Origin of the sequence: Paraburkholderia sp. (assembly GCF_034668105.1) — a bacterium.
In the GTDB taxonomy this organism is placed as follows: Bacteria; Pseudomonadota; Gammaproteobacteria; order Burkholderiales; family Burkholderiaceae; genus Paraburkholderia.
The window spans coordinates 1-22,804 of the sequence record NZ_JAXDPY010000428.1 but is presented as its reverse complement, the minus strand read 5'-3'; the positions used below and the strand labels follow the sequence as shown (position 1 = coordinate 22,804).

22 protein-coding genes, 1 tRNA gene and 2 pseudogenes are annotated in these 22,804 nt (G+C 61.8%); 7 read left to right on the top strand and 18 right to left on the bottom strand.

Annotation, left to right across the window (positions count from 1 at the left end):
* The 7 genes and pseudogenes from QOC89_RS19390 to QOC89_RS31915 form a co-directional block, all read right to left on the bottom strand.
* The coding region (locus tag QOC89_RS19390) for a solute carrier family 23 protein (protein ID WP_323046504.1) at window positions 1-1,214 on the bottom strand (1,214 nt) is incomplete at its 3' end.
* 419 nt (window positions 1,215-1,633) lie between these two features.
* Window positions 1,634-3,202, bottom strand: coding sequence for a methyl-accepting chemotaxis protein (locus tag QOC89_RS19385; protein WP_323046503.1), 1,569 nt, complete (start codon window positions 3,200-3,202; stop codon window positions 1,634-1,636).
* Between the two features lie 412 nt (window positions 3,203-3,614).
* Window positions 3,615-4,229 (bottom strand): DUF2239 family protein, encoded by a 615-nt coding sequence (locus tag QOC89_RS19380; RefSeq protein ID WP_323046502.1) that lies wholly within the window; start codon window positions 4,227-4,229, stop codon window positions 3,615-3,617.
* 96 nt (window positions 4,230-4,325) lie between these two features.
* Window positions 4,326-5,276, bottom strand: a pseudogene (locus QOC89_RS19375) (cache domain-containing protein); the annotation flags it as partial.
* A 154-nt stretch (window positions 5,277-5,430) separates the two neighbouring features.
* Window positions 5,431-6,132: an NAD(P)H-binding protein gene (locus QOC89_RS19370; protein ID WP_323046501.1), complete on the bottom strand. Its 702-nt coding sequence runs from the start codon at window positions 6,130-6,132 to the stop codon at window positions 5,431-5,433.
* Between the two features lie 26 nt (window positions 6,133-6,158).
* Entirely contained in the window at window positions 6,159-6,482 is a 324-nt protein-coding gene (locus QOC89_RS31920) for a hypothetical protein (RefSeq protein ID WP_416340422.1), read from the bottom strand.
* Window positions 6,483-6,500: 18 nt separating this feature from the next.
* Window positions 6,501-6,749 carry an SDR family NAD(P)-dependent oxidoreductase gene (locus tag QOC89_RS31915; RefSeq protein WP_416340421.1) on the bottom strand — a complete coding sequence of 83 codons (249 nt, stop codon included), beginning with the start codon at window positions 6,747-6,749 and terminating at the stop codon, window positions 6,501-6,503.
* Window positions 6,750-7,097: 348 nt separating this feature from the next.
* Between QOC89_RS31915 and QOC89_RS19360 the strand changes: the two genes are divergently transcribed.
* Complete coding sequence (locus tag QOC89_RS19360) at window positions 7,098-8,834, top strand: methyl-accepting chemotaxis protein (protein ID WP_323046500.1); 1,737 nt, start codon at window positions 7,098-7,100, stop codon at window positions 8,832-8,834.
* Between the two features lie 150 nt (window positions 8,835-8,984).
* Here QOC89_RS19360 and QOC89_RS19355 read toward each other — a convergent pair.
* The 5 genes from QOC89_RS19355 to QOC89_RS19335 form a co-directional block, all read right to left on the bottom strand.
* Window positions 8,985-9,060: transfer RNA gene (locus QOC89_RS19355), tRNA-Ala, on the bottom strand.
* Window positions 9,061-9,136: 76 nt separating this feature from the next.
* Entirely contained in the window at window positions 9,137-9,487 is a 351-nt protein-coding gene (locus QOC89_RS19350; protein ID WP_323046499.1) for a c-type cytochrome, read from the bottom strand.
* On the bottom strand, window positions 9,484-10,278 hold the full coding sequence (locus QOC89_RS19345; protein WP_323046498.1) for a BON domain-containing protein: 795 nt from the start codon (window positions 10,276-10,278) through the stop codon (window positions 9,484-9,486). The genes QOC89_RS19350 and QOC89_RS19345 overlap by 4 nt, the downstream gene beginning before the upstream one ends.
* 26 nt (window positions 10,279-10,304) lie before the next feature.
* Window positions 10,305-10,892, bottom strand: a complete 588-nt coding sequence (locus tag QOC89_RS19340) for a phosphoheptose isomerase (RefSeq protein WP_323046497.1) — start codon at window positions 10,890-10,892, stop codon at window positions 10,305-10,307.
* A 229-nt stretch (window positions 10,893-11,121) separates the two neighbouring features.
* Window positions 11,122-11,559 carry a YraN family protein gene (locus tag QOC89_RS19335; RefSeq protein ID WP_416340420.1) on the bottom strand — a complete coding sequence of 146 codons (438 nt, stop codon included), beginning with the start codon at window positions 11,557-11,559 and terminating at the stop codon, window positions 11,122-11,124.
* 37 nt (window positions 11,560-11,596) lie between these two features.
* Here QOC89_RS19335 and rsmI point away from each other — a divergent pair, with 37 nt between their 5' ends.
* Window positions 11,597-12,475 carry a 16S rRNA (cytidine(1402)-2'-O)-methyltransferase gene (rsmI, locus tag QOC89_RS19330; RefSeq protein ID WP_323046495.1) on the top strand — a complete coding sequence of 293 codons (879 nt, stop codon included), beginning with the start codon at window positions 11,597-11,599 and terminating at the stop codon, window positions 12,473-12,475.
* A 227-nt stretch (window positions 12,476-12,702) separates the two neighbouring features.
* On the opposite strand, the gene QOC89_RS19325 is transcribed toward rsmI, so the two are convergent.
* Window positions 12,703-13,305, bottom strand: coding sequence for a septal ring lytic transglycosylase RlpA family protein (locus QOC89_RS19325; RefSeq protein WP_416340419.1), 603 nt, complete (start codon window positions 13,303-13,305; stop codon window positions 12,703-12,705).
* 640 nt (window positions 13,306-13,945) lie between these two features.
* Here QOC89_RS19325 and QOC89_RS19320 point away from each other — a divergent pair.
* The 3 genes from QOC89_RS19320 to QOC89_RS19310 all read left to right on the top strand — a co-directional run bounded on the left by QOC89_RS19320 (window position 13,946) and on the right by QOC89_RS19310 (window position 15,765).
* The gene (locus tag QOC89_RS19320; RefSeq protein WP_323046493.1) at window positions 13,946-14,590 is read left to right on the top strand and encodes an MBL fold metallo-hydrolase; all 645 of its coding nucleotides are present in this window, start codon (window positions 13,946-13,948) and stop codon (window positions 14,588-14,590) included.
* The gene (locus QOC89_RS19315) at window positions 14,587-15,216 is read left to right on the top strand and encodes an exonuclease (RefSeq protein ID WP_323046492.1); all 630 of its coding nucleotides are present in this window, start codon (window positions 14,587-14,589) and stop codon (window positions 15,214-15,216) included. Before QOC89_RS19320 ends, QOC89_RS19315 begins: the two co-directional genes overlap by 4 nt.
* A gap of 90 nt (window positions 15,217-15,306) precedes the next feature.
* Window positions 15,307-15,765 (top strand): Lrp/AsnC family transcriptional regulator, encoded by a 459-nt coding sequence (locus QOC89_RS19310; protein WP_012431468.1) that lies wholly within the window; start codon window positions 15,307-15,309, stop codon window positions 15,763-15,765.
* A 131-nt stretch (window positions 15,766-15,896) separates the two neighbouring features.
* Here QOC89_RS19310 and QOC89_RS19305 read toward each other — a convergent pair.
* The 3 genes and pseudogenes from QOC89_RS19305 to QOC89_RS19295 all read right to left on the bottom strand — a co-directional run.
* A pseudogene (locus QOC89_RS19305) lies at window positions 15,897-16,171 on the bottom strand (cation transporter); the annotation flags it as partial.
* 258 nt (window positions 16,172-16,429) lie between these two features.
* A complete protein-coding gene (locus tag QOC89_RS19300; protein ID WP_054037926.1) occupies window positions 16,430-16,732 on the bottom strand; it encodes an H-NS family nucleoid-associated regulatory protein in 303 nt (100 codons plus the stop codon).
* A 395-nt stretch (window positions 16,733-17,127) separates the two neighbouring features.
* Window positions 17,128-17,790: a HugZ family protein gene (locus QOC89_RS19295; RefSeq protein ID WP_323046491.1), complete on the bottom strand. Its 663-nt coding sequence runs from the start codon at window positions 17,788-17,790 to the stop codon at window positions 17,128-17,130.
* A gap of 276 nt (window positions 17,791-18,066) precedes the next feature.
* Here QOC89_RS19295 and QOC89_RS19290 point away from each other — a divergent pair, with 276 nt between their 5' ends.
* Both QOC89_RS19290 and QOC89_RS19285 read left to right on the top strand, forming a co-directional pair.
* A complete protein-coding gene (locus tag QOC89_RS19290) occupies window positions 18,067-19,278 on the top strand; it encodes an MFS transporter (RefSeq protein WP_323046490.1) in 1,212 nt (403 codons plus the stop codon).
* Window positions 19,279-19,534: 256 nt separating this feature from the next.
* Window positions 19,535-21,058, top strand: coding sequence for a collagen-like triple helix repeat-containing protein (locus QOC89_RS19285; protein ID WP_323046489.1), 1,524 nt, complete (start codon window positions 19,535-19,537; stop codon window positions 21,056-21,058).
* A gap of 137 nt (window positions 21,059-21,195) precedes the next feature.
* Here the strand turns inward: QOC89_RS19285 and QOC89_RS19280 are convergent, their stop codons facing one another.
* Both QOC89_RS19280 and QOC89_RS19275 read right to left on the bottom strand, forming a co-directional pair.
* Window positions 21,196-22,212: a cupin-like domain-containing protein gene (locus QOC89_RS19280; RefSeq protein ID WP_323046488.1), complete on the bottom strand. Its 1,017-nt coding sequence runs from the start codon at window positions 22,210-22,212 to the stop codon at window positions 21,196-21,198.
* A 140-nt stretch (window positions 22,213-22,352) separates the two neighbouring features.
* Window positions 22,353-22,804: ABC transporter substrate-binding protein (locus QOC89_RS19275; protein WP_323046487.1), on the bottom strand; the 452-nt coding region annotated here is incomplete at its 5' end.

The following is a 22,804-nucleotide window of genomic DNA, read 5'->3' as shown; positions in this document are numbered from 1 at the left end:
CCGCCCAGCTTCAAGGAGAAATCCCCAGCCCCAAGCACCAGCGTCACCGCCGCAACGATCAGATTCCGGTTGTCGGAAAAATCCACCTTATTAACGACCCAAATCCGCGCGCCCGTCACCGCGATCAAACCGAAAACGACGATCGACACGCCCCCCAGCACCGGCCCCGGAATAGTCTGAATCACCGCCCCGAACTTCGGCGAAAAACCCAACACGAGCGCAATAACCGCCGCAATCACAAACACCAGCGTCGAATAAATCTTGGTCACTGCCATCACGCCAATGTTCTCGGCGTAAGTCGTCACGCCGGTGCCACCGGCGAAACCGGAGACAATCGTCGCGAGTCCATCACCAAGAAATGCACGGCCGACGTAACGATCAAGGTTCTGGCCGGTCATCGCACTCACCGCCTTGATATGCCCGAGATTCTCAGCCACCAGAATCACAGCAATCGGGGCGAGCAGCGTCATGGCCTGCACATTGAAAACCGGCGCCGTGAAGTGCGGCATTCCGAACCACGCAGCATTCGCCACAATCGCGAAGTCGATCGGCTTACCCATGCCAAGTCCATTCGTCACGATCGCATAGATGACATACGCCATCAGCAAACCGATCAGAATCAGCAAACGCTGCAGCATGCCGCGCGCAAACACCGCCACCGCGCCGACGCACAGCACGGTCACCAACGCCATCCACGAATCGAAGTTGCTGCCGCTCACACCATGCACCGCGATCGGCGCCAGATTCAGCCCGATCACGCAGACGATCGCGCCCGTCACGACAGGCGGCATCAGCGTTTCAATCCACTTCGTGCCAACCGCCGCAACGATCAGGCCGATGATCCCGTACACCACCCCGCACGCGATGATCCCGCCCAACGCGACCGGAATGTTCATGTTCGGGCCGTGGCCGCCATATCCCGTCACCGCGATCACAAGGCCGATGAACGCGAAGCTCGAACCGAGGTAGCTCGGTACGCGCCCACCCACCAGCACGAAGAACAACAGCGTGCCAATCCCCGACATGAAGATGCACAGGTTCGGATCAAAGCCCATCAGCAACGGTGCGAGCACGGTCGAGCCGAACATCGCGACGACATGCTGAATACCCATTGCAAACATCTGCGGCCACGCAAGCCGCTCGTCGGTGCCGACAATGCGGCCCTCGGCAGCGTTCGGCTGGGCGCGCCAGCGTGGGAAGTAGGAATCGGCCATGGCGGGGGTTCTCCTCTGTCGGCGTTTTAGTGAACGGCGCCGGAAACTGCGCCGCCGGTGAATTACGCGCGAGTGTACGGAGAGCCACCAGGCCTGGCAAGCGCGACTCATTGCACGGCTGAATCCGCGCAAAGGGCGCTATGGACGGCGCCGCCGTGATCCATCACCCCGGCGCCGGTATTCATGCCTTCACGATGCTAGCCGAGCAACGCGCCCCCGATCCGTCATCGGCGCTGGTACCCAGGCCTTCACGATCACCTGCCCGAGCAGCGCTCCCCCGATCCATCACCGATGCTGGTACTCACGCCTTCACGGTCATCTGCCCGGGCAGCGCGGCCTCGATCCATCACCGGCGCAAGCAGTCACACCCGCACGACGACCTGCGCGATCAGCCGGGCCCACCCCTATCAACCACTCGATCATTCATGCCGCGCCGCGTCCAGCGAGAATACCGTGACCGCCGCTTGCAACTGCCTGGCCTGGTCCGCCATCGACGCCGCCGCGGCCGCCGCCTGCTCGACCAGCGCCGCGTTCTGCTGGGTCACGTCGTCCATCTGCGCGACCGCGCGGTTCACTTCTTCGATGCCGGTGCTCTGCTCCTGCGAGGCCGACGAAATCTCGCCCATGATGTCAGTCACGCGCTTCACCGCATGCGTGACTTCCGTCATCGTCCGGCCAGCCCGCTCGGCCAGTTCCGCGCCGTTGCCCACCCGCGCCGTCGAGCTCTCGATCAACTCCTTGATCTCCTTCGCCGCCAACGCACTGCGCTGGGCCAGTGAACGCACTTCCCCCGCCACCACCGCAAAGCCGCGTCCCTCTTCGCCGGCACGCGCCGCTTCCACCGCGGCATTCAGCGCGAGAATGTTGGTCTGAAACGCGATCCCTTCGATCACCGCGATGATGTCGGTCATGCGCTTCGAGCCGGCCGCCAACTCGCGCATCGTCTCGACCACATCGCCGACCAGGCCGCTGCCGCGCGCCGCCACTTCCGACGCGCCATGCGCGACGCCGCCGGCCTGCTGCGCGCTCTCGGCGTTCAACTTCACCGTCGACGTCAGTTCCTGCATGCTCGACGCGGTTTCCTGCAATGCGGCGGCCTGTTCTTCTGTGCGTTGCGAGAGATCGGTGTTGCCCTGCGCGATTTCGCCCGAGGCCATCAGGATCGATTCGCTCGACTCGCTGATGCCCGACACGATGCCGGCCAGCCGCTCACGCATGTTGCGCAGCGCGAACAGCATGCTGTCGGTGTCGCCCGCACGGGTGTCGACGCGCACGCTCAGGTCGCCGTCGGCAATCCGGTTGGCGATGTGCATGGCGTAATCCGGTTCGCCGCCGAGCTGACGCGCGAGGCGTCGCGCAATCATCGTCGCGAGCAGTGTGCCCGCCGCGATCGCGCCCGCCACCAGCGCCAGCATCACGATGCGCATGTGCTGATAGCCGGCGCTCGCCTCCTGCTGGGCGTCGGTGGCTTGCTGACGGCGATAGTCGATCAACGCCGTGATGCGATCGCGCAGCGCCTCGCTCGACGCAATCGCGCGGCGCACGAGCTCGTTGTTGTCGACGCCCGCCGGAATCGGTTCGAGGCCGATCTGCTGATGGACGATGCCTTCCCATACCGCTGACTTGCGCAGCACTTCGTCGAACATCTCCTGACCCTTGCTGGTCGCGAGCGTCGCGCGATACTGGTCGTAGGCGTCGTGCATCTCCTTGAGCGATGCGACGATGCTGTCCTTCAGCTTTTGTCGGCCGGCATCGTCGGCTGCGTAGCCGAGATTCGCGGCGGCAAGATCGGAATCGATCTTGTGGCGGTTGGCCTCTTCCATCCAGTAGAGGCCGTTCATGTGCTGGTCGCAGATGGCGTCGGTGATGTCATGCATCGACGACAACGTCGTCAGCGAGCTCCCGCCGATCACGACGCAGAATCCGATCACAACGGCAAATGCCAACAGCAGCTTCCTGAATACGGTCATGCGGTCGAACCACTTCATCTCACCATCCTTCAAATGTCCTGACGGACGATTGCGCCGCCGCGCCATGGCGAGCATTTCGCGATTTCTCAGATACGTGGCGGCGCTCCCAGCTCTTTTACGGCGGGATAGCAGAGACCTGAAGCAACAAATGGCAGGAATAACCGGGACAGGATGATGTAAGGAATGCCTCCCGGAGGGTGCCGGATCGCTACATGAATGCGTTTCGCCGGCTGACGCGGTGATTGGGATTTGTCTGATATATCGGGGCGCGTCGCACTCTTAAACTTTGTTTGCTGCGTTTCACCCCATGAGTAAGCGCATGCAATGTTGTTGTAACTCTCCGACTTACCGCTCACGCTCCCCCGGCGTGAGCGGCTTTTTTTTGTCCATACACTTTGTGGCATCGCCCTCGTCAAAGTGACGTTCGAATTTATGGATGCGTGACGAGTGCAGCTTCGGCAAGGCGAAGCGTGTAACTGCGCACATCCGCCGGCCATGCTGCGACGATGTGATCAAACCGCGCTCGATCGCCGGCGTAGAGCGCGCGCGTTGCCTCTTCATAACCAGGCAGATTGCCGGCGAGTGCAGTCATGAAGCGATACACCGTTTCTTGCGCTGCGCGTTTGCGGTCCTTGTCCTCGCTAGCCGAGCGCGCCGCTTCGACCAGTTTGCGTAGCGCAACCGAAGCGCCGCCCGATTGCGCGTTGAGCCAATTCCAATGTCGCGGCAGCAGCGTCACCTCTCTTGCCACCACACCGAGCTTGGGCCGGCCACGGCCGCGCGGGATGTCTTCTTCTTCAGCTTCAGTGGCGGGCGCGGGTTGCTCGGCGGACGCCTGGTTTGCCAGCCGCGCCAGAATTTCCTCAGGCGTGCCACGCAAGTCCAGTTCGACCGGACGACCCGTGGTGTCGTCGAAAATCAGTACAGGGGCCTGTTCGCCGCGCGCCAGCACTGCTCGTAGAGCAAGCGCCACGTCGGACACCGAGCCTGAGGCGACGCGACGATGTCCCTCGAAGGCAGTGCAGCTAGCAGGATGGACGGTCATGACAAACTCCAGATCGATGAATTTGTCGAATTATACCCGGGTGAAAATAAAGCGCAACATATTACCCGGGTGAAATTATTATGGCGGCGAGTGTGCAGCCGCGCGACGCTGCCGCGGTTGCCGTGGTCGTCGCGAAAACAGCATGGCGAGTGAGATGATCGCTATGTCGAGCGCCACGATCAGCGTGCCGATGATCCACGCGCGATGCCGCCACTCCGTGTAGATATCGCGCGTCGACAGCGCGACATCGAGAATCAGCGGGTACATCTCGATATGGCGGAACGCGTACCAGCGCTCGACACCGTCGATCGCGGCGGTGCCGAAGAAATTTCCGCTCGGCTGCTCGGTGAAACGTGAATAGTTCGCGGTGCCGAGCAGACTTCGACCGATGATCTCAGGATCATAAGGACGCCGCATCAGCATCGTGCCGTCACTCAGCATCAACGCCATCGAACCACCCGCGCCCAGATTCATGCCGGCGAACAGGCGTCTGAAATAAGTGAGCCGCATCGTGCCGACCACCACGCCGCCAAAGCTGCCGTCCGGCTTCGAGACGCGCCGGCTCAGCGCAATACTGACTTCCTTGCCGGTGATCCTGGGCATGAATGGATGGCTGACGTACAACCCTACGTTCGGCGAGTCGCGCTGCACTTTGAAGTAGTCGCGATCGGCGAGATTGACTGGAGGGGGCGGAGAGGCTTGCGAATCGAACACGACGTTGCCCGCGGCGTCGATCACCACGACCGAACCGAGGTCTTGTGCACCGGCCCAGCCGTCGAACAACACCATCTGGCGGATCGCTGGCGGCAGCTCCAGCACGCCGGGTTGTTTCAAACTGTCGATGACCGACCGCAGCGACAGATCGAAGACCTCGAGATTGCGTGACACGTCGCGCTCGATCAGCAACGACACGTTGAAAACCGAGTCCTGTGCGCGCCGCAACGCGTCATCGCGCATCTGCGCCAATACCCAGACCGCGATCGCAAGGATCGCGCTGGCCACCACGATACTGATGGCAATCACGATGTTCGGTCGGCGTGTCACTATGAGTTTTGCATTCGGGAATGCGCTGACCTACACGCGTGAAGAAGGTGGCCGCTGCCGGAAGGCGCGTCCGGTGAGCCGGTAGCCTACCAGACGCCGCAACGGCGGCCGACATCTCGGCCATCCGGATATCCACCCAACGCCCCGCCGGACACACTCAGCTCGCGTGCAAATCGAGCACCGGCTTCGACGCGAGGCGACTGAGCGCGCGGATATCGGCAACCTCGAGCACCGCTTTGGCGGCGCCATGGCGCGCGACCGTGAGCATGGCCAGGCCGATGTCTTCGGTACTCAGAATGTGGTTGGGAAATAGCGCGCGCAAAGTAGACAGGAAAGGTTTGGCCGCCGCGTAGAACAGCCGGTACCCACGGGTCTTCGAACGGGCGCCGTTCAGCGGCTCGATCACACCGGGACGAAACAGGTAGACCGCCTTGAACGGCAAGCGTAGCAGCGCGTTCTCGGTCTTGCCCTTGACCCGCGCCCACATACTGCGGCCGCGCTCCGTGCTGTCGGTACCCGCGCCGGATACGTAGACGAAGGTCATGTGCGGATTGAGACGGGCGAGTGTCTGCGCGGCCGCCAATGTCAGGTCATAGGTGAGGCGCGCATACTCGGCCTCGGACAAGCCCGCGGATGAGACGCCCAGGCAGAAAAAGCACGCGTCAAAGCCCTTAAGCGAAGGCTCTACCGCGTGGTGGTCCATCAGATCCGGCTGAATCAGCTCGACGAGCCGCGGATCGAGCTGGCCGGTGCCGGTGCGGCCAACCGTCAGCACCGCCTCGACGTCGGCCGCTCGCAGGCATTCGCGCAATACACCTTGTCCGACCATGCCGGTCGCGCCAAATATCAGAACCTTCATGATGCGTGCTCCATGCTTGCGCCCGCCTAGCGGGAGTCGATTGGTGTGCAGGCCTTCGCCGAGGTGGCCGGAAACGCCGGCAACGGCGACGGTGCGGAGAAGTCGGTCGCGACGTTGACTGCTCGCCACGCTTGCTCCGCTGCAGCGCGCGCCTTGTCGCCTTGGCCGGCGTAGTGCAATGCATCGCTGCCGAGCAGGAGATGGGCCGGCAAAGCATCGTGATACGCGAGCGTCAGTACCACTTGCGCCACCTTCGCGGGATCGCCGGTTTCATTGCCGAGGTACTGAGACAGCATATCCACTACCGCGCCCACCGACGGCACATAGTCCGGCAGCAATTCCGGCGTCACGCGGCTCGCCTCGTTGCCTCACTCTGTTTTCATGCCGCCAGGTTCGAGCGCAGTCACGTGGACACCGAACGGCGCGAGTTCCTGGCTGATCACCTCGGTGAAGCCACCGACTGCCCACTTCGCCGCCTGATAAGCGCTCAAACCGGCGATCCCAACACGGCCACCCACCGACGAAATCTGGATGATGTGGCCGGCTCGCTGCCCTCGCAGCACCGGCAACGCCGCGCGCGTCACATTGACGACGCCAGGAAGTTCGTGTCGATGCAATGGTTATTTGCTCAACATCGGGCATAAAGCGAAAAGACGGCTTTCACCATGTGACGAAATCTATTCAAAACCGCAGGAAAAGATGCGTTCCCGCGCATTGCATGCAAGCTTGATAAAGAAAATACCCGAGCTTTCTTAAGTACATGAGCCTCCAGTCCGATAACCGGTAAATGGGATACCCATTTGTTGCCCAACGTTCGACGCGCTTGCACCACTGCGTCTGACAGAAGGCACGAAGGGCAAACCGCGCGGGCTGCCGCAATGAGCGGCAGCCCGATAGACGCTCCCATGCCCGGACCTGAGAGTCCATTGCGAACGCTTTAACGTTTCGTTATTGGAGAAAAAATCGTGACACTCAAGCATTTCACCATCAAGACCAAGCTCATTGCCGGCTTCGGCATGTTGTCTTTCATTGTCGTCGCGGTTTCCTGCCTGTCCTTGAAAGCGCTGAGCGATTCGACCGATGGTTTTTCCAACTTCGTACACGGCATCAACGCGCGCGCGGACATGGCGGTACAAGTTCGAACCGCGGTGGACCGCAGGGCGATCGCGGCACGCAACCTCGTCCTCGTGACCAAACCGCAGGATCTGGAAGTAGAGAAAGCCGACGTGACGCGCGCGCACGAAGACGTGCAAACCGACCTGAAAAAACTCAACGACATGATCGCGACCGCAACCGACACGTCGGAGAAAGCGCGCAGTCTCGTCGCCGAAATCAATCGTGTGGAGGCGGCTTATGGGCCGGTTGCGCTCAACATCGTCAATCTCGCGCTCGCCAACAAGCGCGACGAAGCAATCGTCGAGATGGACGATCATTGCCGGCCGCTGCTCGCCGCGCTGATTCGGGCGACCGACGCGTATGCCGACTACACGCATGGGCGTCAGGAACAGATCGTCAACGAATACACGGCTCACTATGAGAGCCAGCGCAATCTGCTGATCGCGACTTGCCTTATTGCGTTGGGGCTCGCCGTCAGCGCGTGCGTGGTGATCACGCGCGCGGTGACCGGACCGCTCCGCCTTGCGATCGACGTTGCACGCACCGTGTCGGAAGGCGATCTGCGCACGCGGATCACCGTCGAAGGCAACGACGAAACCAGCAAGCTGCTGAGCGCCTTGCGCGAGATGAACGAACGGCTGACGGCGATCGTCGGACGGGTGCGCGACAGCAGCACCAGCATCGCCGGCGCGGCGCGTCAGATCGCGGCGGGCAATATGGACCTGAGCCAGCGCACGGAGCAGCAGGCGGCGTCGTTGCAGGAAACCGCTTCCAGCATGGAGGAGCTCACCTCCACGGTTAAGCAGAACGCCGACAACGCGCAGCAAGGCAGCATGCTGGCCGCCAATGCATCGACAGTGGCGCAAAAGGGGAGCAAGGTCGTCGATCAGGTGGTGAACACGATGCATGACATCAGCGATAGTTCGACCAGGATCGCGGACATCACGGGCATCATCGAAGGCATTGCATTCCAGACGAACATTCTTGCGTTGAATGCGGCCGTCGAAGCCGCGCGGGCGGGCGAGCAAGGACGGGGTTTCGCGGTGGTGGCGAGCGAAGTCAGAAGCCTGGCTCAACGTTCTTCGAGCGCGGCCAAGGAGATCAAGGATCTGATCGCCAACTCCGTCGACAAGATTCGCGACGGCTCCGCGCTTGCCGGTGAGGCGGGCAAGACAATGGCGGAAGTGACCCAGGCGGTCGCGCGAGTGACGGACATCATGTCGGAGATCGCGGCGGCATCGACGGAACAAAGCCGTGGCATCGAGCAGGTCAATCTTGCGATTACCCAGATGGACAACGTCACGCAACAGAATGCGGCTTTGGTGGAAGAGGCAGCGGCGGCTTCGCGATCGATGGAAGACCAGGGCGAACAATTGAATGAGGCTGTGGCGTTTTTTCAGGTGAAGGATGCTGCGCCGGTGGTAGTGGCTGCGCCTGCGCGGCGTGAGGCGCCGCGGCGCGATGTTGCGGTTGCGGTTCCTGCCCGGCGGGTTGGGCGGGCTACTGCTGTGGCGCCGGTTGCTGCGCTTGCTACTGTGGCTGCGGGTGTGGGTGCGGCCGCGGACGACGGGTGGGATAAGTTCTGAGCGGCGTTTTAGTGATGACACGTCGCCTGTGGGCGGGCGACGCTCCGCTCAGGAAGCGAAAGAGACCGCTAAGGCACAGCGTAAAAAAGCCGCAGCCAGAAACACAAAAACCGGCGCGTAGCCGGTTTTTGTGTTGAAACAGAATCCTCTTGGTGGAGAGGAGGAGGATCGAACTCCCGACCTTCGCATTGCGAACGCGACGCTCTCCCAGCTGAGCTACCCCCCCAACGTGCGAACAATTCTAGCACAAGCATTTTCTGTTTTGCCAAGCCCATGAGGCGGCAAAAACCAGCGTCCAAACATCACTTGGAGGGCGCACCAGCCAGCACCCAATCAACCACCGTGCGGATGTCCGTGTCGCTCATCGATTGATGCGCCGGCATCGGAATCATGCCCCACACGCCGGAACCGCCGTCCTTCACCTTGCGCGCCAATTTTTCCGGCGCTTGCGCATCGCCCTTGTATCTGGCGGCAATCTGTTGAAACGACGGACCGACCAGTTTGCGGTCCACCGCGTGACATCCCATGCAGGCATTCGAGCTAGCAACGATTTGACCGCGCGGCGCATCGGCCGCGCGCGCGGAAGATGCAAACACACCCGCCCACGCGCCGACCGTCAACATAGCGGCAACCAAAGCAACGACCCGCTTCATGGCGCCGTCGCCTTCGGATTACCCGGATGCACCGAGTTCGAATTGGTCACCGGCGCCGGCGGCTGCTGTTCGAGCGGACGCGAACTGACCGACGAATCGGGAATCGCACCGACGGTCGGCGCGCTCGCGTCCGGCTGCGAAGCGGCAACCGGTGGAGTCGCCGCTGCCGCGGCAGCCGCCGCCGCTTCCTGCGGCTGGATGTACTGGAACACCTTCACGACCTGCACCACCCCCGGCACACGGCTCGCGACGTCGGCGCCACGATTGCCTTCGTCCATCGTGACGAGGCCCATCAGATACACCGAGCCGCGCTCTGCCACGACCTTGAAGTTGTTCGCCGAAATATTCTTCTCGGCGATCAACGCGGTCTTCACGCGCGTCTCGAGGTAAGTGTCATTCGTGCGCGACGAGAACGAACTGGCCGGCATGATCGCCAGTTCGTTGACGATCGTGTTGACGTTGTTCAAACCACGCACGATGCTCTCCGCGCGCTGCTTCGACACGTCACCCGCCACTTCGCCGGTCAGCAGCACGCGGCGATTGAACACCGCCACGTTGACGTGCGCGTTGTCGGGCAAGTTCTGGCTGATCTGCGACAACGCCTTAACCTGCAACTCGCGATCCTCGGTCTGTGCGCCCAGCGTGCGCCGGTCGGTCGCCACCAGCGCGCCGCCGCCCGCCGCGCCGGCAACGGCGAGAAAGCAACCCTGCAATGTCGCGGACAGTCCCGCCGCGAACCCGACCACCAGCACGGTTCTCACCAGTGTCTTCTTGACGCGGAATACGCTCATCAACTAGCTCTCCTTCGGAATCAGTCTTAGTCTTCGCCCAGCAACATGGCATCGATGCCGTCGCACAGACAATGGATGGTCAGCAAATGCACTTCCTGAATACGCGCAGTACGGTCGGACGGCACGCAAATGTGGATGTCGGTATCGCTCAGTACGTCCTGCATGCGGCCGCCGCCCTTGCCGCTCAGCGCGACCACGATCATTTCACGCTCGTGCGCGGCTTCGATCGCGGCCAGCACATTGGCGGAGTTGCCCGACGTGGTGATGGCGAGCAGCACGTCGCCCGTCTGACCGAGCGCCCACACCTGCTTTGAAAAAATCTGCTCGAACGAGTAGTCGTTGGCGATGGCGGTGAGCACGGACGTGTCGGTGGTTAGCGCGATCGCCGGCAAACCCGGGCGCTCACGCTCGAAGCGGCCGATCAGTTCGGCCGCGAAATGTTGCGCGTCGCCCGCCGAGCCGCCATTGCCACACGCCAGAATGCGACTGCCGTTGGCGAGCGCGGCGAACATCGTATCGATCGCGGCGGCGATCGGCACCGACAGGGTTTCGAGGGCTTCGAGTTTGACTGCCGCGCTGTCGCGGAAGTGTTGTTGAATGCGTTCGACTGACATCGAGTCTCTATTTTCTACCGCGAAGGAACCGCAGTGCGCGGCCGTGTTGTGAAGACGTATTGCAAGGTCGTGCCGCTCCGACGAACCATCCCGGCAACACAGTATGAGCGCGCAGAATACATGGCGAAGTGCGCTGCTTCCTTACTGCGTCCTGTATGCCGGCGTGGTTCACGAGGCCCGCACGCGAGCGCAAGTTTATCGCACTCATGCCTGTTCTCCGCGCGTCGCCTCAGACTTCGTCGGCGCGAAATGCGTCGCGCAGCCACACGAGCCGGCCCGCTTCGAACGCGATCACATCGAAACGGCACGCAGGCTCATCATGCGAGTGCCTGCTGCGGGTCGCCAGATAATGGCGCGCGGCCCGCACGATGCGCTGCTTCTTTTGCCAGCCGATGCTCGCCGCCGCGCCGCCATAACACTTCTGTGCACGCGCTCGCACTTCCACGAACACCAGCGCGCCGTCACGGTCGCGCATCACCAGATCGATTTCACCGCCACGGCACAGCACATTGCGCGCGACGAAGCGCAAACGCTGCCGCTGCAAAAATTCCATCGCACGCGCCTCGAAAGCCGCGCCGACGAGTTTGGACCCGGTTGCTCCTGAAAAGTTGTGCGGCGGGCCGGGTGGCCGCATCCCGCCCGGTTCGCGTGCCGCTGCATGGCACAATGGCGGCCTCGTTCTGTCTGTCTGCGTCTTCTGCCTCATGACTCCTCTCTCCGAACTCGCGCAAGGGCAGCAGTACCCTGCCGCCGCGCTGTATGTGGTGGCCACGCCCATCGGCAACATCGCCGACGTGACGCTGCGCGCGTTGCATGTGCTCGGACTGGTGGACCGGATCGCCGCCGAAGACACACGCAACACGGGCCAACTGCTCGCGCGCTATGGCATCTCGAAGCCGCTCGTCGCAGTTCATCAACACAACGAGCGCGCTGCGGCGCTGCGCGTGATCGAGCATCTGCAAGCGGGCGAACGCGTGGCCTACGTCTCCGATGCGGGCACACCCGGCATCTCGGACCCCGGCGCGAAACTCGTCGACGCGGTGCGCGAAGCCGGTTTTCCAGTCATTCCGCTGCCTGGTGCCAGCGCGCTCGCGACAGCGTTGAGCGCAGCCGGCGACTGGGTCGCGACGTTCTCGTTCCTCGGCTTCCTGCCGCCGAAGGCAAAGGCACGCGCCGCGGCATTGCAGCCGCTCGCGAGCCATCCGCATGCGATGGTGTTCTACGAAGCGCCACATCGGATCGTAGAAACGGTGCAGGCATTGGCCGACGCATTCGGCGGCGAACGCAAGCTGCTGATCGCGCGCGAATTGACGAAGTTACATGAAGCGTTGCACCGCGGCACCCTGGCCGAAGGGCCAACGTGGCTCGCCGCCGATCCGAACCGGCAACGCGGTGAATTCGTACTGGTGGTGGAAGGCGCGCAGCCGGCGGCCGTCGGCGAACACGATCACGACGCGTTGCTGGGCATCCTGCTGGAAGAGTTGACGGTGAGCAGCGCGGCAAAAGTTGCGGCGACCCTCACGGGCGCTTCGCGCAACGCACTGTATACGCGCGCTTTAGCGCTGAAGAAAGGCGAGGAATAAACCGGGCGGTGATCTGCGGCAGCAAGAAATGCACGAGCTGCGTCCAACCGCCGCAGATGAACAAAAAAAGGCCGCGCCATGAAAAACACCCCGAGGGCTGGATCGATATCCAACTTTTGGGGTGCCATTCACAACACGGCCCTTCATCTTGCAGCGAACACGGTATGCGTTGCCTCCGTGCAGCCGGGCGTCACGCACGCGCCTGCAGCGCGCCCGCGGCCGTTACATCACTTCTCCGCGGTCGACCCTGAGTTCGACGCCAGCGTTTCGTTAAGCTCCGCGCGTGCTTCCTGCGGTGACAAACCTTCGATCGTCACGCGCGCGGTACCGGCATGGCGCATGTCGAGCGCGCTTGCAGCGGCCATGGAGAGGTCGATCACGCGGCCACGCGCATATGGGCCACGGTCGTTGATGCGGACGATCACCGAGCGCGACGTAGCCGGATTGGTCACGCGCACATACGAGCCGAGCGGCAACGTACGATGTGCCGCAGTCAGCGCGTGCATGTCGTAGCGCTCGCCATTGGCGGTGCGGCGGCCATGGAAACCGCGGCCGTACCATGAGGCGCGGCCGGTCTGCTGAAAGTCCGAAATGCTCGAACCTTCGTCAGTGAGCGGCTTGGCGTCGGCCAGCGGCGTGCTCGTGGCGGCTGCGTCGGAAGCCGGCGCGCTACCAAAAGCGAGTGGGCCGAAGGAGCCTGCCTGCGCATTTTTCGTGCTGAGTGGCACATCGCTTGCGGAGGTGTTGCCAGCCCCCGGAGGCGTGGCGCAACCGGCCAGCACAAAAAAGGCAAAAAGAGTCCCCAGACCACGGGATAACCGAGTTTTCATAAGACGTGCAATCAAATTGTCGAGCCGCATCACGCGAAAAGTTGAGCGTGTTGCCTGCGACTCCGGCGGCAATGGACGACAACGCGCCGCGCAGACGAGCGCAGTACGTCAAAGCCCGGACGCGGCTCACCCAGCCGCTACCGCACGGTTAATTTTCACGTCTGGCGCAACCTGTCCCCGGCAGCCTGACCAGACCCCACATGCCGCCATCGAACGTGGCAAACACGTTCTTGCGCGCGAAACTCAGCGCACAGGAACAGCGGCGTAGGCCCCACCCAGCGTCACGGCATTTAAGTCCGTTGCAGGCGCGCGGCGCCTGGCTGGGTAAGACGTGTGCATCGAATGCATCGATACCTGATGGCCGCCGATAAAGCACGACAGCCCATACTTGAGTGGCGATTCGCGTGCCCATTTTTGATGGGGACGCATCGCCGTGTGGCATGCACAATTTCTTGTGCATGGAGTGCATTATACCCAAAAGAAATTTTTGGGATGACAAGCGCCTGAAAACCTTGATGAATTTTCACGCCTGCTGCAAAAATGGGCGGCTGAAAGCGCGCTACTGCGGGGCTTTAGCGCCCTCAACGAGCGTCGACGAGACGCCGGTACAATCAACGTTTTTCCAGCGGCGCCGTCAGCCATGAAAGTCACCTTGATCCCCGTCACGCCGTTCCAGCAAAACAGCTCGCTGCTCGTTTGCGAGGCCACTGGACGCGCGGCCGTCGTCGATCCGGGCGGCGACCTGGATGTCATCCAGGGCGAAATCGCGCGCCAGAACGTGACGGTCGAAAAAGTGTTCCTCACGCATGGCCACGTCGATCACTGTGCCGGCGCGAAGACGCTCGCCACGCATTACGGCGTGCCGATCGAAGGTCCGCATCCCGACGAGCGCTTCTGGCTCGACAAGCTGCCGGACCAAAGCACCCGCTTCGGCTTTCCTGCCGCCGAGGCGTTTGAGCCGGACCGCTGGCTGCAAGACGGCGAAACCGTGAAGTTCGGCGACGAAACGCTCGAGGTCTACCACTGCCCCGGCCATACGCCGGGTCATGTGGTGTTCTTCAGCCGCGCGCATCGGCTGGCGCTGGTGGGCGACGTGCTGTTCGCCGGGTCGATCGGACGCACGGATTTTCCGCGCGGCAATCACGCCGATCTGGTGCGCGCTATTCGCGAAAAGCTCTGGCCGCTCGGCGACGACGTCACCTTCGTTCCCGGCCACGGTCCGACCTCGACGTTCGGTGCCGAACGTCGCACGAATCCGTATGTCGCCGATGGGGTGGAAGCATGAGCAGCGAAATCTATGTGAGCACCGATGTGGAAGCAGACGGTCCGATTCCCGGTCCGCATTCAATGCTCAGTTTCGCCTCCGCCGCCTACACGGAAGACAAGCAGCTCATCGCCACCTTCTCCGCGAATCTGGAATTGCTCGACGGCGCCAAGCCGCATCCCGTGCAGGAAGCGTGGTGGAAGACGCAGCCGGAAGCATGGGAAGCCTGCCGCAAGGATTTGCAAGATCCGCAAGCCGCGTTGACGGCCTATGTCGAATGGGTCGAGGCATTGCCCGGCAAGCCGGTGTTCGTGGCGATGCCGGCGGGTTTCGACTTCACCTATATGTTCTGGTACATGATGCGGTTTGTCGGTCGCTGCCCGTTTTCGTGGTCGGCGCTCGATATCAAGACACTGGCCTTCGCATTAACCGGCCTGCCGTACCGCAAGAACATCAAGCCACGTTTCCCGAAGCACTGGTTCGACGAACATCCGCACACGCATGTCGCACTGGACGACGCGATCGAACAGGGCGCGCTTTTCTGCAACATGCTCAAGGACCTGCGCGCTGTTCAGGCGGCCACGCTGGCGGCCGGTAAAGATGGGGACGGCTCAGGACAAAACACCACCGAGGAACCGGCAAATTAGGTAAATTCCCTCGCCGGGGCCGTTTTACATTGCGTTTCGTTTTCGCGCCCTCTACCATGCGTTGATAAGGCGACGCCAACGGAGGCGCAGTTGACACTCGATACGTTCTCTCAAAAAATCCTGCGCCTGCTGCAGTTGGACGCACGCCGGTCCGTGCAAGAGATTTCCGACCAGGTCGGCCTGTCGAGCACCCCATGCTGGCGCCGCATCAAGGATATGGAGCAATCCGGGGTAATCCAGCGCTACACGGCGTTGCTGGATCGCGAAAAGCTGGGGCTACATGTCTGCGCGCTCGCGCATATCCACCTCACTCGCCACACCGAGGGCGGAGTCGAACAGTTCGAGCGGGAGATCGCCACCTGCCCGGAGGTCACCGAGTGCTACAGCACGACCGGCGAATCCGACTACATCCTCAAGATCGTCGCACCGGACATCAAGGCGTACGACAGCTTTCTGCACGAACGCATCTTCAAGATTCCCGCCGTCGCACAAGTGCGCACGAGCGTGGTGCTGCGCGAAATCAAGTTCGATACGCAATTGCCGCTGTAATGCCGCGCGCATTGAAGCCGGGGGTTTAGTGCGGGATAGATGCCTTGATGCCGGCGCGGCGACACTGAGAAGCTGTGACGCCCGTTCGGCCACAACATACCAACGCGAACCACAATCAGCGGCGCGCCTTAAAATAATGAAGCAACTGTTTCAAAGTGACAATGTCCGGAAATATGATCCGCGTCGGGCTTGGCGCCGCTATGCCGATTAGCGATTAGCACGACAAAATCGGAATTAGATCAGCTTACGAATTGATATCGTCGGTGATGAACGCCGGCGAATGGGTAAACACGCCAATGACGATTTGTAGTCCCATCAGCAACGTGTTGAGCACAATACTGACAAAAGTACTTTTTCACGCGACGTGATGTTTCTTGACGAACTGGACGGCAGCGGTGAAAGACATCGCTGAGAAACGAAGTGAATAGTTCAATGCTTGCGTTCTCCCCAGCGCATCTTGATATACGCGGAGTAGTCTACAAAAAATCCTTTCAAATCATCCTCTTATCCAAACAAGGTACTCGCGCTCCAGTTTCATGGCGCGCGTGCGACAAAGCGTCACCGCAATTTGCATAGACAAATAAAAAAACCGCGCCCTGGACGGTACGCGGCTTTTTCAGGCACCAGCGGACGCTATCAGCGCCCCTGATTGAGCCTATTGGTATTACTTCTGGATCAGAAACTTCTCGCGATCCAGACCTGCGATCCAGCGCGGCGGCTTACCGCGGCCCGACCAGGTGCTGCCACTATCCGGGTCACGATACTTCGGTGCGACGCCTGCACGCGGACGACCGGCCTTAGCAGCCTTGGCACCACGGCCGCCGCCGAGTTCAGTCAGCGAAATGCCGTAATCGGCCATTTTCTGCTTGATCTCATTCAACACTTCTGCGTATTCGCGCGACTTTGCTTCTTCGATCTGCTTTTCGAGCTTCTCGCGCTGTGCGAGTAGTTCCTTGTAGGACGACATAGGTTCCCTTTGTGGTTTAGATAAATGACTGCCAGTCTTAAGCCAGCTTGCCCTTTGAAGGTGTTCATGCCTCGGAATTTGATGGCGAGACTAACACAAAATAGAAAGACTACAAAAGCGCCTTCGTAAAATTAATCTCAATTCGTTTCAAAAAATTTCTGGCAGGCCCGATGTTACGTCCAACCCTTTCACCGAATAATTTCGTATTTTGCTGAAAACCGGGGTCGCGGATCAGTAATTGCAAAATTAACTATCAAAAAATGAAATTTAAGATAGAAAGCGGCCGCCAACATTTCATCCCATGAAAGCTTCAAGATGAAACCTCGGAGCATATTCGGACAGCTGCTCTCACTGTTATTGCGGCATGAGTGTTTTCCCGAAACAGCAATCCAGACTTAATTAGCGTAGCGCTGGACGCACTCCTCGAGCGCGGCACGCAAGGTTTCGCTATTGAGTTTGGCGTCATCGAAGGCAAAACGGGTGCGCGCGCCGTCTACCTTCAGATCGGCACCATATCGATCGACGCCGAGCAGTTCCAGTTTCCTGGTGCCGGAGGAAGGTGCGGCGAAGTGTCCAAGCAATGTGTTTTCTTCTTCGACGCCGAGTGACGGCAATGGATCGAGCTCGGCGCCGCTGAGCCAGCCCATCGCGCCGAAGCCGCCGATGTAGCGCAACCGCTCGAGTCTCATGGTCCAGAAGGTGAAATCGCCGAGCACCAGGTATCGTTCCGCGTCCGGGTGATAGCGCAAATAGCGCTGCACGACGTCGGGACTCGAGTCGACCGGTTCGAACGTGCCGAGCAAGGTAGCGCGCTGGCCGCTCAATACGTCGCCATCCGGTGCGTCGACTACCAGAAAGCCGGCCCGCGGGTCGGCGTGCAGATTGTGCGTATGCTCGGCGAGCCGACTCACGAGGATCGTCGGGCGATGCTGCGGGTCCGGTGCGAACGGCAGCACCGAAGGATAAGGAAAACCCTCTGGCTGACGCGCGTGAGTTGCGAGCGTACCGATAGCGGCACCATGAAGCAGATGCAGCGGAGCGTGAGCGGGAATATTCAAGTGCGCGTTCCTCGATGGATGAGCGGCGGATGCCGGGCCGCGATAGCAACACCAATATCTAAGACAAGACAGACCACAAGCTCGCGGTTGAATCAGCAACACCGCGGCGACAGCGCGGCACACCGCCGTCGAGCCGCCCCGCCTCTTTCGCGTGCAGCCGAACAATCGTAGGCGCTGGGCCCATTCGCGCCAAGCATAAGACAGCGCGCTTCGTTAGAATCGAAAATTCCGCTTTCAACGCGCTTTCCCCCGCGTTCGCTCTCCCACGAGATCTCAGTGTCCGATCGTTCCTCCGAATTCGCCACCCTCCCCGCCGCCCATCGCGATCTCTCCGACACCGCACGGAAGCGTGCCCGCATTGCCACGATGGCGGTGTTCTTCATCGCCGGCATGATGTACGCGTCGTGGGGCGTGCATGTGCCCACCGTGCGCGACCGCTTCCATCTGAACGCGGCGCTGTTATCGTTCGCGCTGCTGGCCGTGGCCGGTGGCTCGATCGGCGCCATGGCGGCGAATGCTTCGTGGATCGCGCGGGTCGGCACGCGCCGCGCCTGCCTGACGGGCGGTCTGGTCATGACCGTGTGTGCGGCGCTGATCCTGATCGTGCCGGCTTACTGGATGCTGCTGATCGTACTGGCCGTCTTCGGCGCGGGCATGGCTACGCTCGACGTCGCGATGAACGCGGAAGCCAGCGCTGTCGAGAAGGCGCTCGGCAAGCCGATCATGTCGTCACTGCACGGCATGTTCAGCGTCGGCGGCATGTTCGGCGCGGCGGCGGGCGGCGCCTTGTTGGCGCGTGGCATGGCGCCGGCGCTGCATCTCGCATTGGCTGCGGCAGTCAGCGCGCTGGTGCTGATCGCCGCCTGTCCTTCCGTACTGCCTCACGTGCCGCATGCCGAACATCCCGACGCGGCCACACCCCGCGCAAACCGCTGGCGATCGCCTGCCTTGTGGGCGCTCGGCGCGATGGCACTTGTCGCGCTGATCGCCGAAGGCGCGATGTACGACTGGGCTACCGTTTATATGCGCGACGTCGTGCTGTCCACGCCTGCCCTCGCGAGCGCGGCCTACGCGGCGTTTTCAGGCGGCATGGCGGCGGCACGTTTCGCCGGCGACGCCGTGCGTGCCCGCTTCGGCGCACCGCAACTGGTGATGGCAAGCGCATCGCTTGCCTGTGCGGGAATGGTCGGCGCACTGCTGCTGCCGCATCCGGTCGCCGCGCTGATTGGCTTCACGCTCATGGGCCTCGGGCTCGCGAACATGATGCCCGTGCTGTTCGCGGCAGCGGCGAGCGTCAAGGGTATTCATGCGGCCGAAGGGCTCGCGCATGTCGCCGGGCTGGCGTACTTCGGGCTGCTGCTTGGCCCGGTGATTATCGGTGCGGTGACGCAGGTGACCAGTTTGCCGATCGGCTTGTCCGTGGTGGCCGTGTGCGCGGCGGCGATCGCGATGGCGGGTCCGAAGGTGCTGCGGCGTTTGAAGATCTGACGCAGACGCGCGCTGCTGTTGCATCGACGGGCGCCCTGCCATACGAAAACCCACAACCTTACGTTACGTTACGCGAGGGCTGCACGCTGATGTGTTCCTCGCCACATCGGCGGGATCAGCCCTTTCACCGCCTCGGGCGGTAACGCGCAACCCATTGATTAACAAACACTTATTTCGCTATTTTGCCGCTCATACGCAGATGGCATAGGCCTTGCAGTTAGCTCCCAGCATTTTCTAAATTACGGGGGAGCGGACCATGAATCGCAATTTCAAACTGTCGGCGATCGCCATGTGCGTGTCGTCGATGATCTTGCTGACCGGATGCGGAAGCACGTTGACCAGACCTGGTTTAGGTAGCGGCGGAGGCGGCGGCACGCCGACTCCTACTCCAACGCCGACGCCTAGTCCGACACCCACGCCGACCCCTACTCCGACACCGACGCCCACTCCGACGCCGACGCCCACACCAACCCCAACCAGCGCCAATCCGATCGGTGTGGTCGTCCAGAACACCGGCAATGTGGTCACCGCAGCCGGTCAAACGGTCTCCGCGGTCGGCAGCCAGATCGGTCTCACGCCGATTCCCGGCGCGAACCCGGCCAGCACCACCGCCCTCGGCAACGTCGTCTCGAATCTCGGCGCCGGCGTCACTGCAATCGGTACAGGTGCGGCGAGCGGCCTCGGCCAGCTCGGCAATTCCAAAGATCCGCTCGGCACGACGCTGGCAAGCAGCGGCAACCTGGTTTCCGACGCAGGGCAAGCCGTCAACAGCGCCGGTCAACTGGTGACGAGTCTCGGCAGCGGCCCGACCGCGCCGCTCAGTCCGCTGACCACGCCACTCGGCAGCGCTGTCTCGACGGTCGGCAACGCAGTCAGCGGCCTTGGCACGCAACTCAGCTCGCAACTGACGAACGGCCCCATCCAGCAAGTCACGCAAACTGTCAGCACCGCGATCACGCCGATCACAAGCACGCTCGCCCAAACGACCCAAACCGTCGGCGACACGACCGGTCTCGGTGCACCGCTGAATGGTCTGCTGTCGACCATCGGTCATGGCCTCGACAGCGCGGGCAGCACGGTCGGCAGCGCGACCGGCAATCCGATCGGCCAGAACCTCGGCAATGTCGTGACCAAACTCGGCGATACCGTCACCTCCGCCGGCGGCCTGCTGACTGCGGGCGGTTCGAGCAGCGGCAACCCGCTCGGCGGCCTCACGGGCATTCTGAATCCGGGCGGCAGTGGCTCGGGCAGTCCGCTTGCGCCATTGACTAGCATCCTCGGCATGGTGACCGGTGGCCTTGGCGGTATCGGCGGCGGTAGCGGTTCGGGCAACCCGCTTGCACCGCTCACCGGCATCCTCGGCACAGTGACCGGCGGTATCGGCGGTAGCAACTCGGGCAACCCGCTTGCACCGCTCAACGGCGTCCTCAGCACGGTGACCGGCAGTCTCGGCGGCATCGGCGGTAGCGGTTCGGGCAACCCCCTTGCACCGCTGACAGGCGTCCTCAGCACGGTGACCGGCAGTCTCGGCGGTATCAGCGGCGGTAGCAGTTCGGGCAACCCGCTTGCACCGGTGGCGTCGGCGGTGTCGTCGCTGACAGGCACGCTCGGGTCGGCTACGGGTCCGGGTGGCACCAGCGGTGCCAGCAGCCCGCTTGCGCCGATCACCGGCCTGCTGGGCACCGTCACCGGCGCATTGACCAGTACGGCGAGCTCGGCAGGCGGCTCGACGGGCGGCGGCCTGCTCGGCGGTCTAAGCGGTCTGGCGGCGAAGAAGTGACGAACACCAATAACGACAGCAAATAAAGGCGCGACAAACAAACGCCGAAGGGAGTGGCGAGCCGGCTCAACCGGCTCGCCGTTTTTTATCGCCGCAACGAGAGACAGAACTGGAAGCGCCACGCATCGATCTGCTTATTAAAGCTCGTGATACGTGACGTAATTGCGCGAGAAGTCGTTACGCTGAAGAAAATTGGTGTACGTCATCGTCACCGATGCATCGAGTCCTTCCACGTAGTGCCACCAGCCGATCGGCAGAAACAGCAATTCACCGGGCGCCAGCGTGCATTCGATCAAATGCGCCTCGCGCATCGACGGGAAACGCTCGTAGTCGATCGCGCTGCCATCTACCTGCGAAAAGCAATGCAGATAGTTCGCCATATGAGGCGTATCGGACAATGGCACCATCTTGATCCGCTTGCGGCCGATGATCTGCGCCATGAAGTTATTGGTCAGATCATGATGAAACGGCGTCTTCGTTCCAGCGGGCCCCATCCAGAAAAAGCCGGTGTCGGGCGATCCGGGGTCGAGATATTCGCCGATAGTCGGCACATCGGGCCATAACGCAGCGAGTGTCGCGCGATTGTGCGAGGTGTTATTGGCGGTCATGTAGAAATCGTTTGTCGGGCCGCTGCGCTCGACGAGATCGACATAATAGGCAAAGCGCATCATCCGCTTGAGCTTCGGTTGATTGATTTCATAATTCGCATCCGACTCGCGACCGAACTGCACCTCCACTTCGCAGTCACCGCAACGCTCGCGAAAGTAATCGAAACGCCACTGCGTGCGCGCCGGCCAGAAATCGAAAGCGCCGGTGATGATGACCGGCCGGTTCTGAAAGTAGTACTGCTCAAAGAACTCGTCACGCGAAAGACGCTCGCGTCTTTCGATCGCGCCGCTTTGCGTGCGCATGCGATTGAGCGTGCCGTACACCGACAATATCCATTCACGCTTGCGCAAACGATTGCGCAAGCGCGCCGCGCCCTCAAAGTAAGGACTCGCGAGCGCTGCCTCGATTTCGCGCACCGCCTCGGCAGGGTCGAACCCGTGTCCGACCAGCGCACCGTGCACTGCGGGCGGCGGTGCGTCGAGCAGCAGATTCTCGGCAATCCAGCGGCGCCAGCCATTATCGATCGAACGGATCTCAGTGGTCACGGTGTTCTCCAGACGAAGTTCTCAAACCCGCAAGCCTCGCACGCAGATGCACAAAAGAAAAGGCACGCGAGCCTTGCGGCGCGCGTGCCTTTTAACTGCTTGATCGAAGACAACCCAAGCTGTCTTCGGTCATGCGGTTTTTACATCTTCACTACGTCGAGCAGCGTCTTCTTGCCGCCCTTGTAGTTGTACAGCGAGATCACGCCGTGTTGAAGGTCGCCCTTCGAGTCGAACGTGGTTTCGCCGATCACACCCTTGTAGTCGGTCGCCGGCATGGCTGCCAGGATCTTCGCCGGGTCGGTCGAGTTCGCACGCTTCATAGCGTCGACGATGATGTACACAGCGTCATACGTGAACGGAGCGTAAATCTGGATCGGCTGACCGAAACGCTTCTGATACTTGGCGAGGAACGCCGGGCCGCCAGCCATCTTCTCGAGCGCCATACCGGCTTCCGAGCAGACGATGTTGTCGGTTGCGTCGCCAGCCAGATCCGACAGCTTATCCGTACACACGCCGTCGCCAGCCAGCACCTTCGCGCGCAGGCCGAGCTGCTTGGCTTGCTTGGCGAACGGGCCGCCGGTGGCGTCCATGC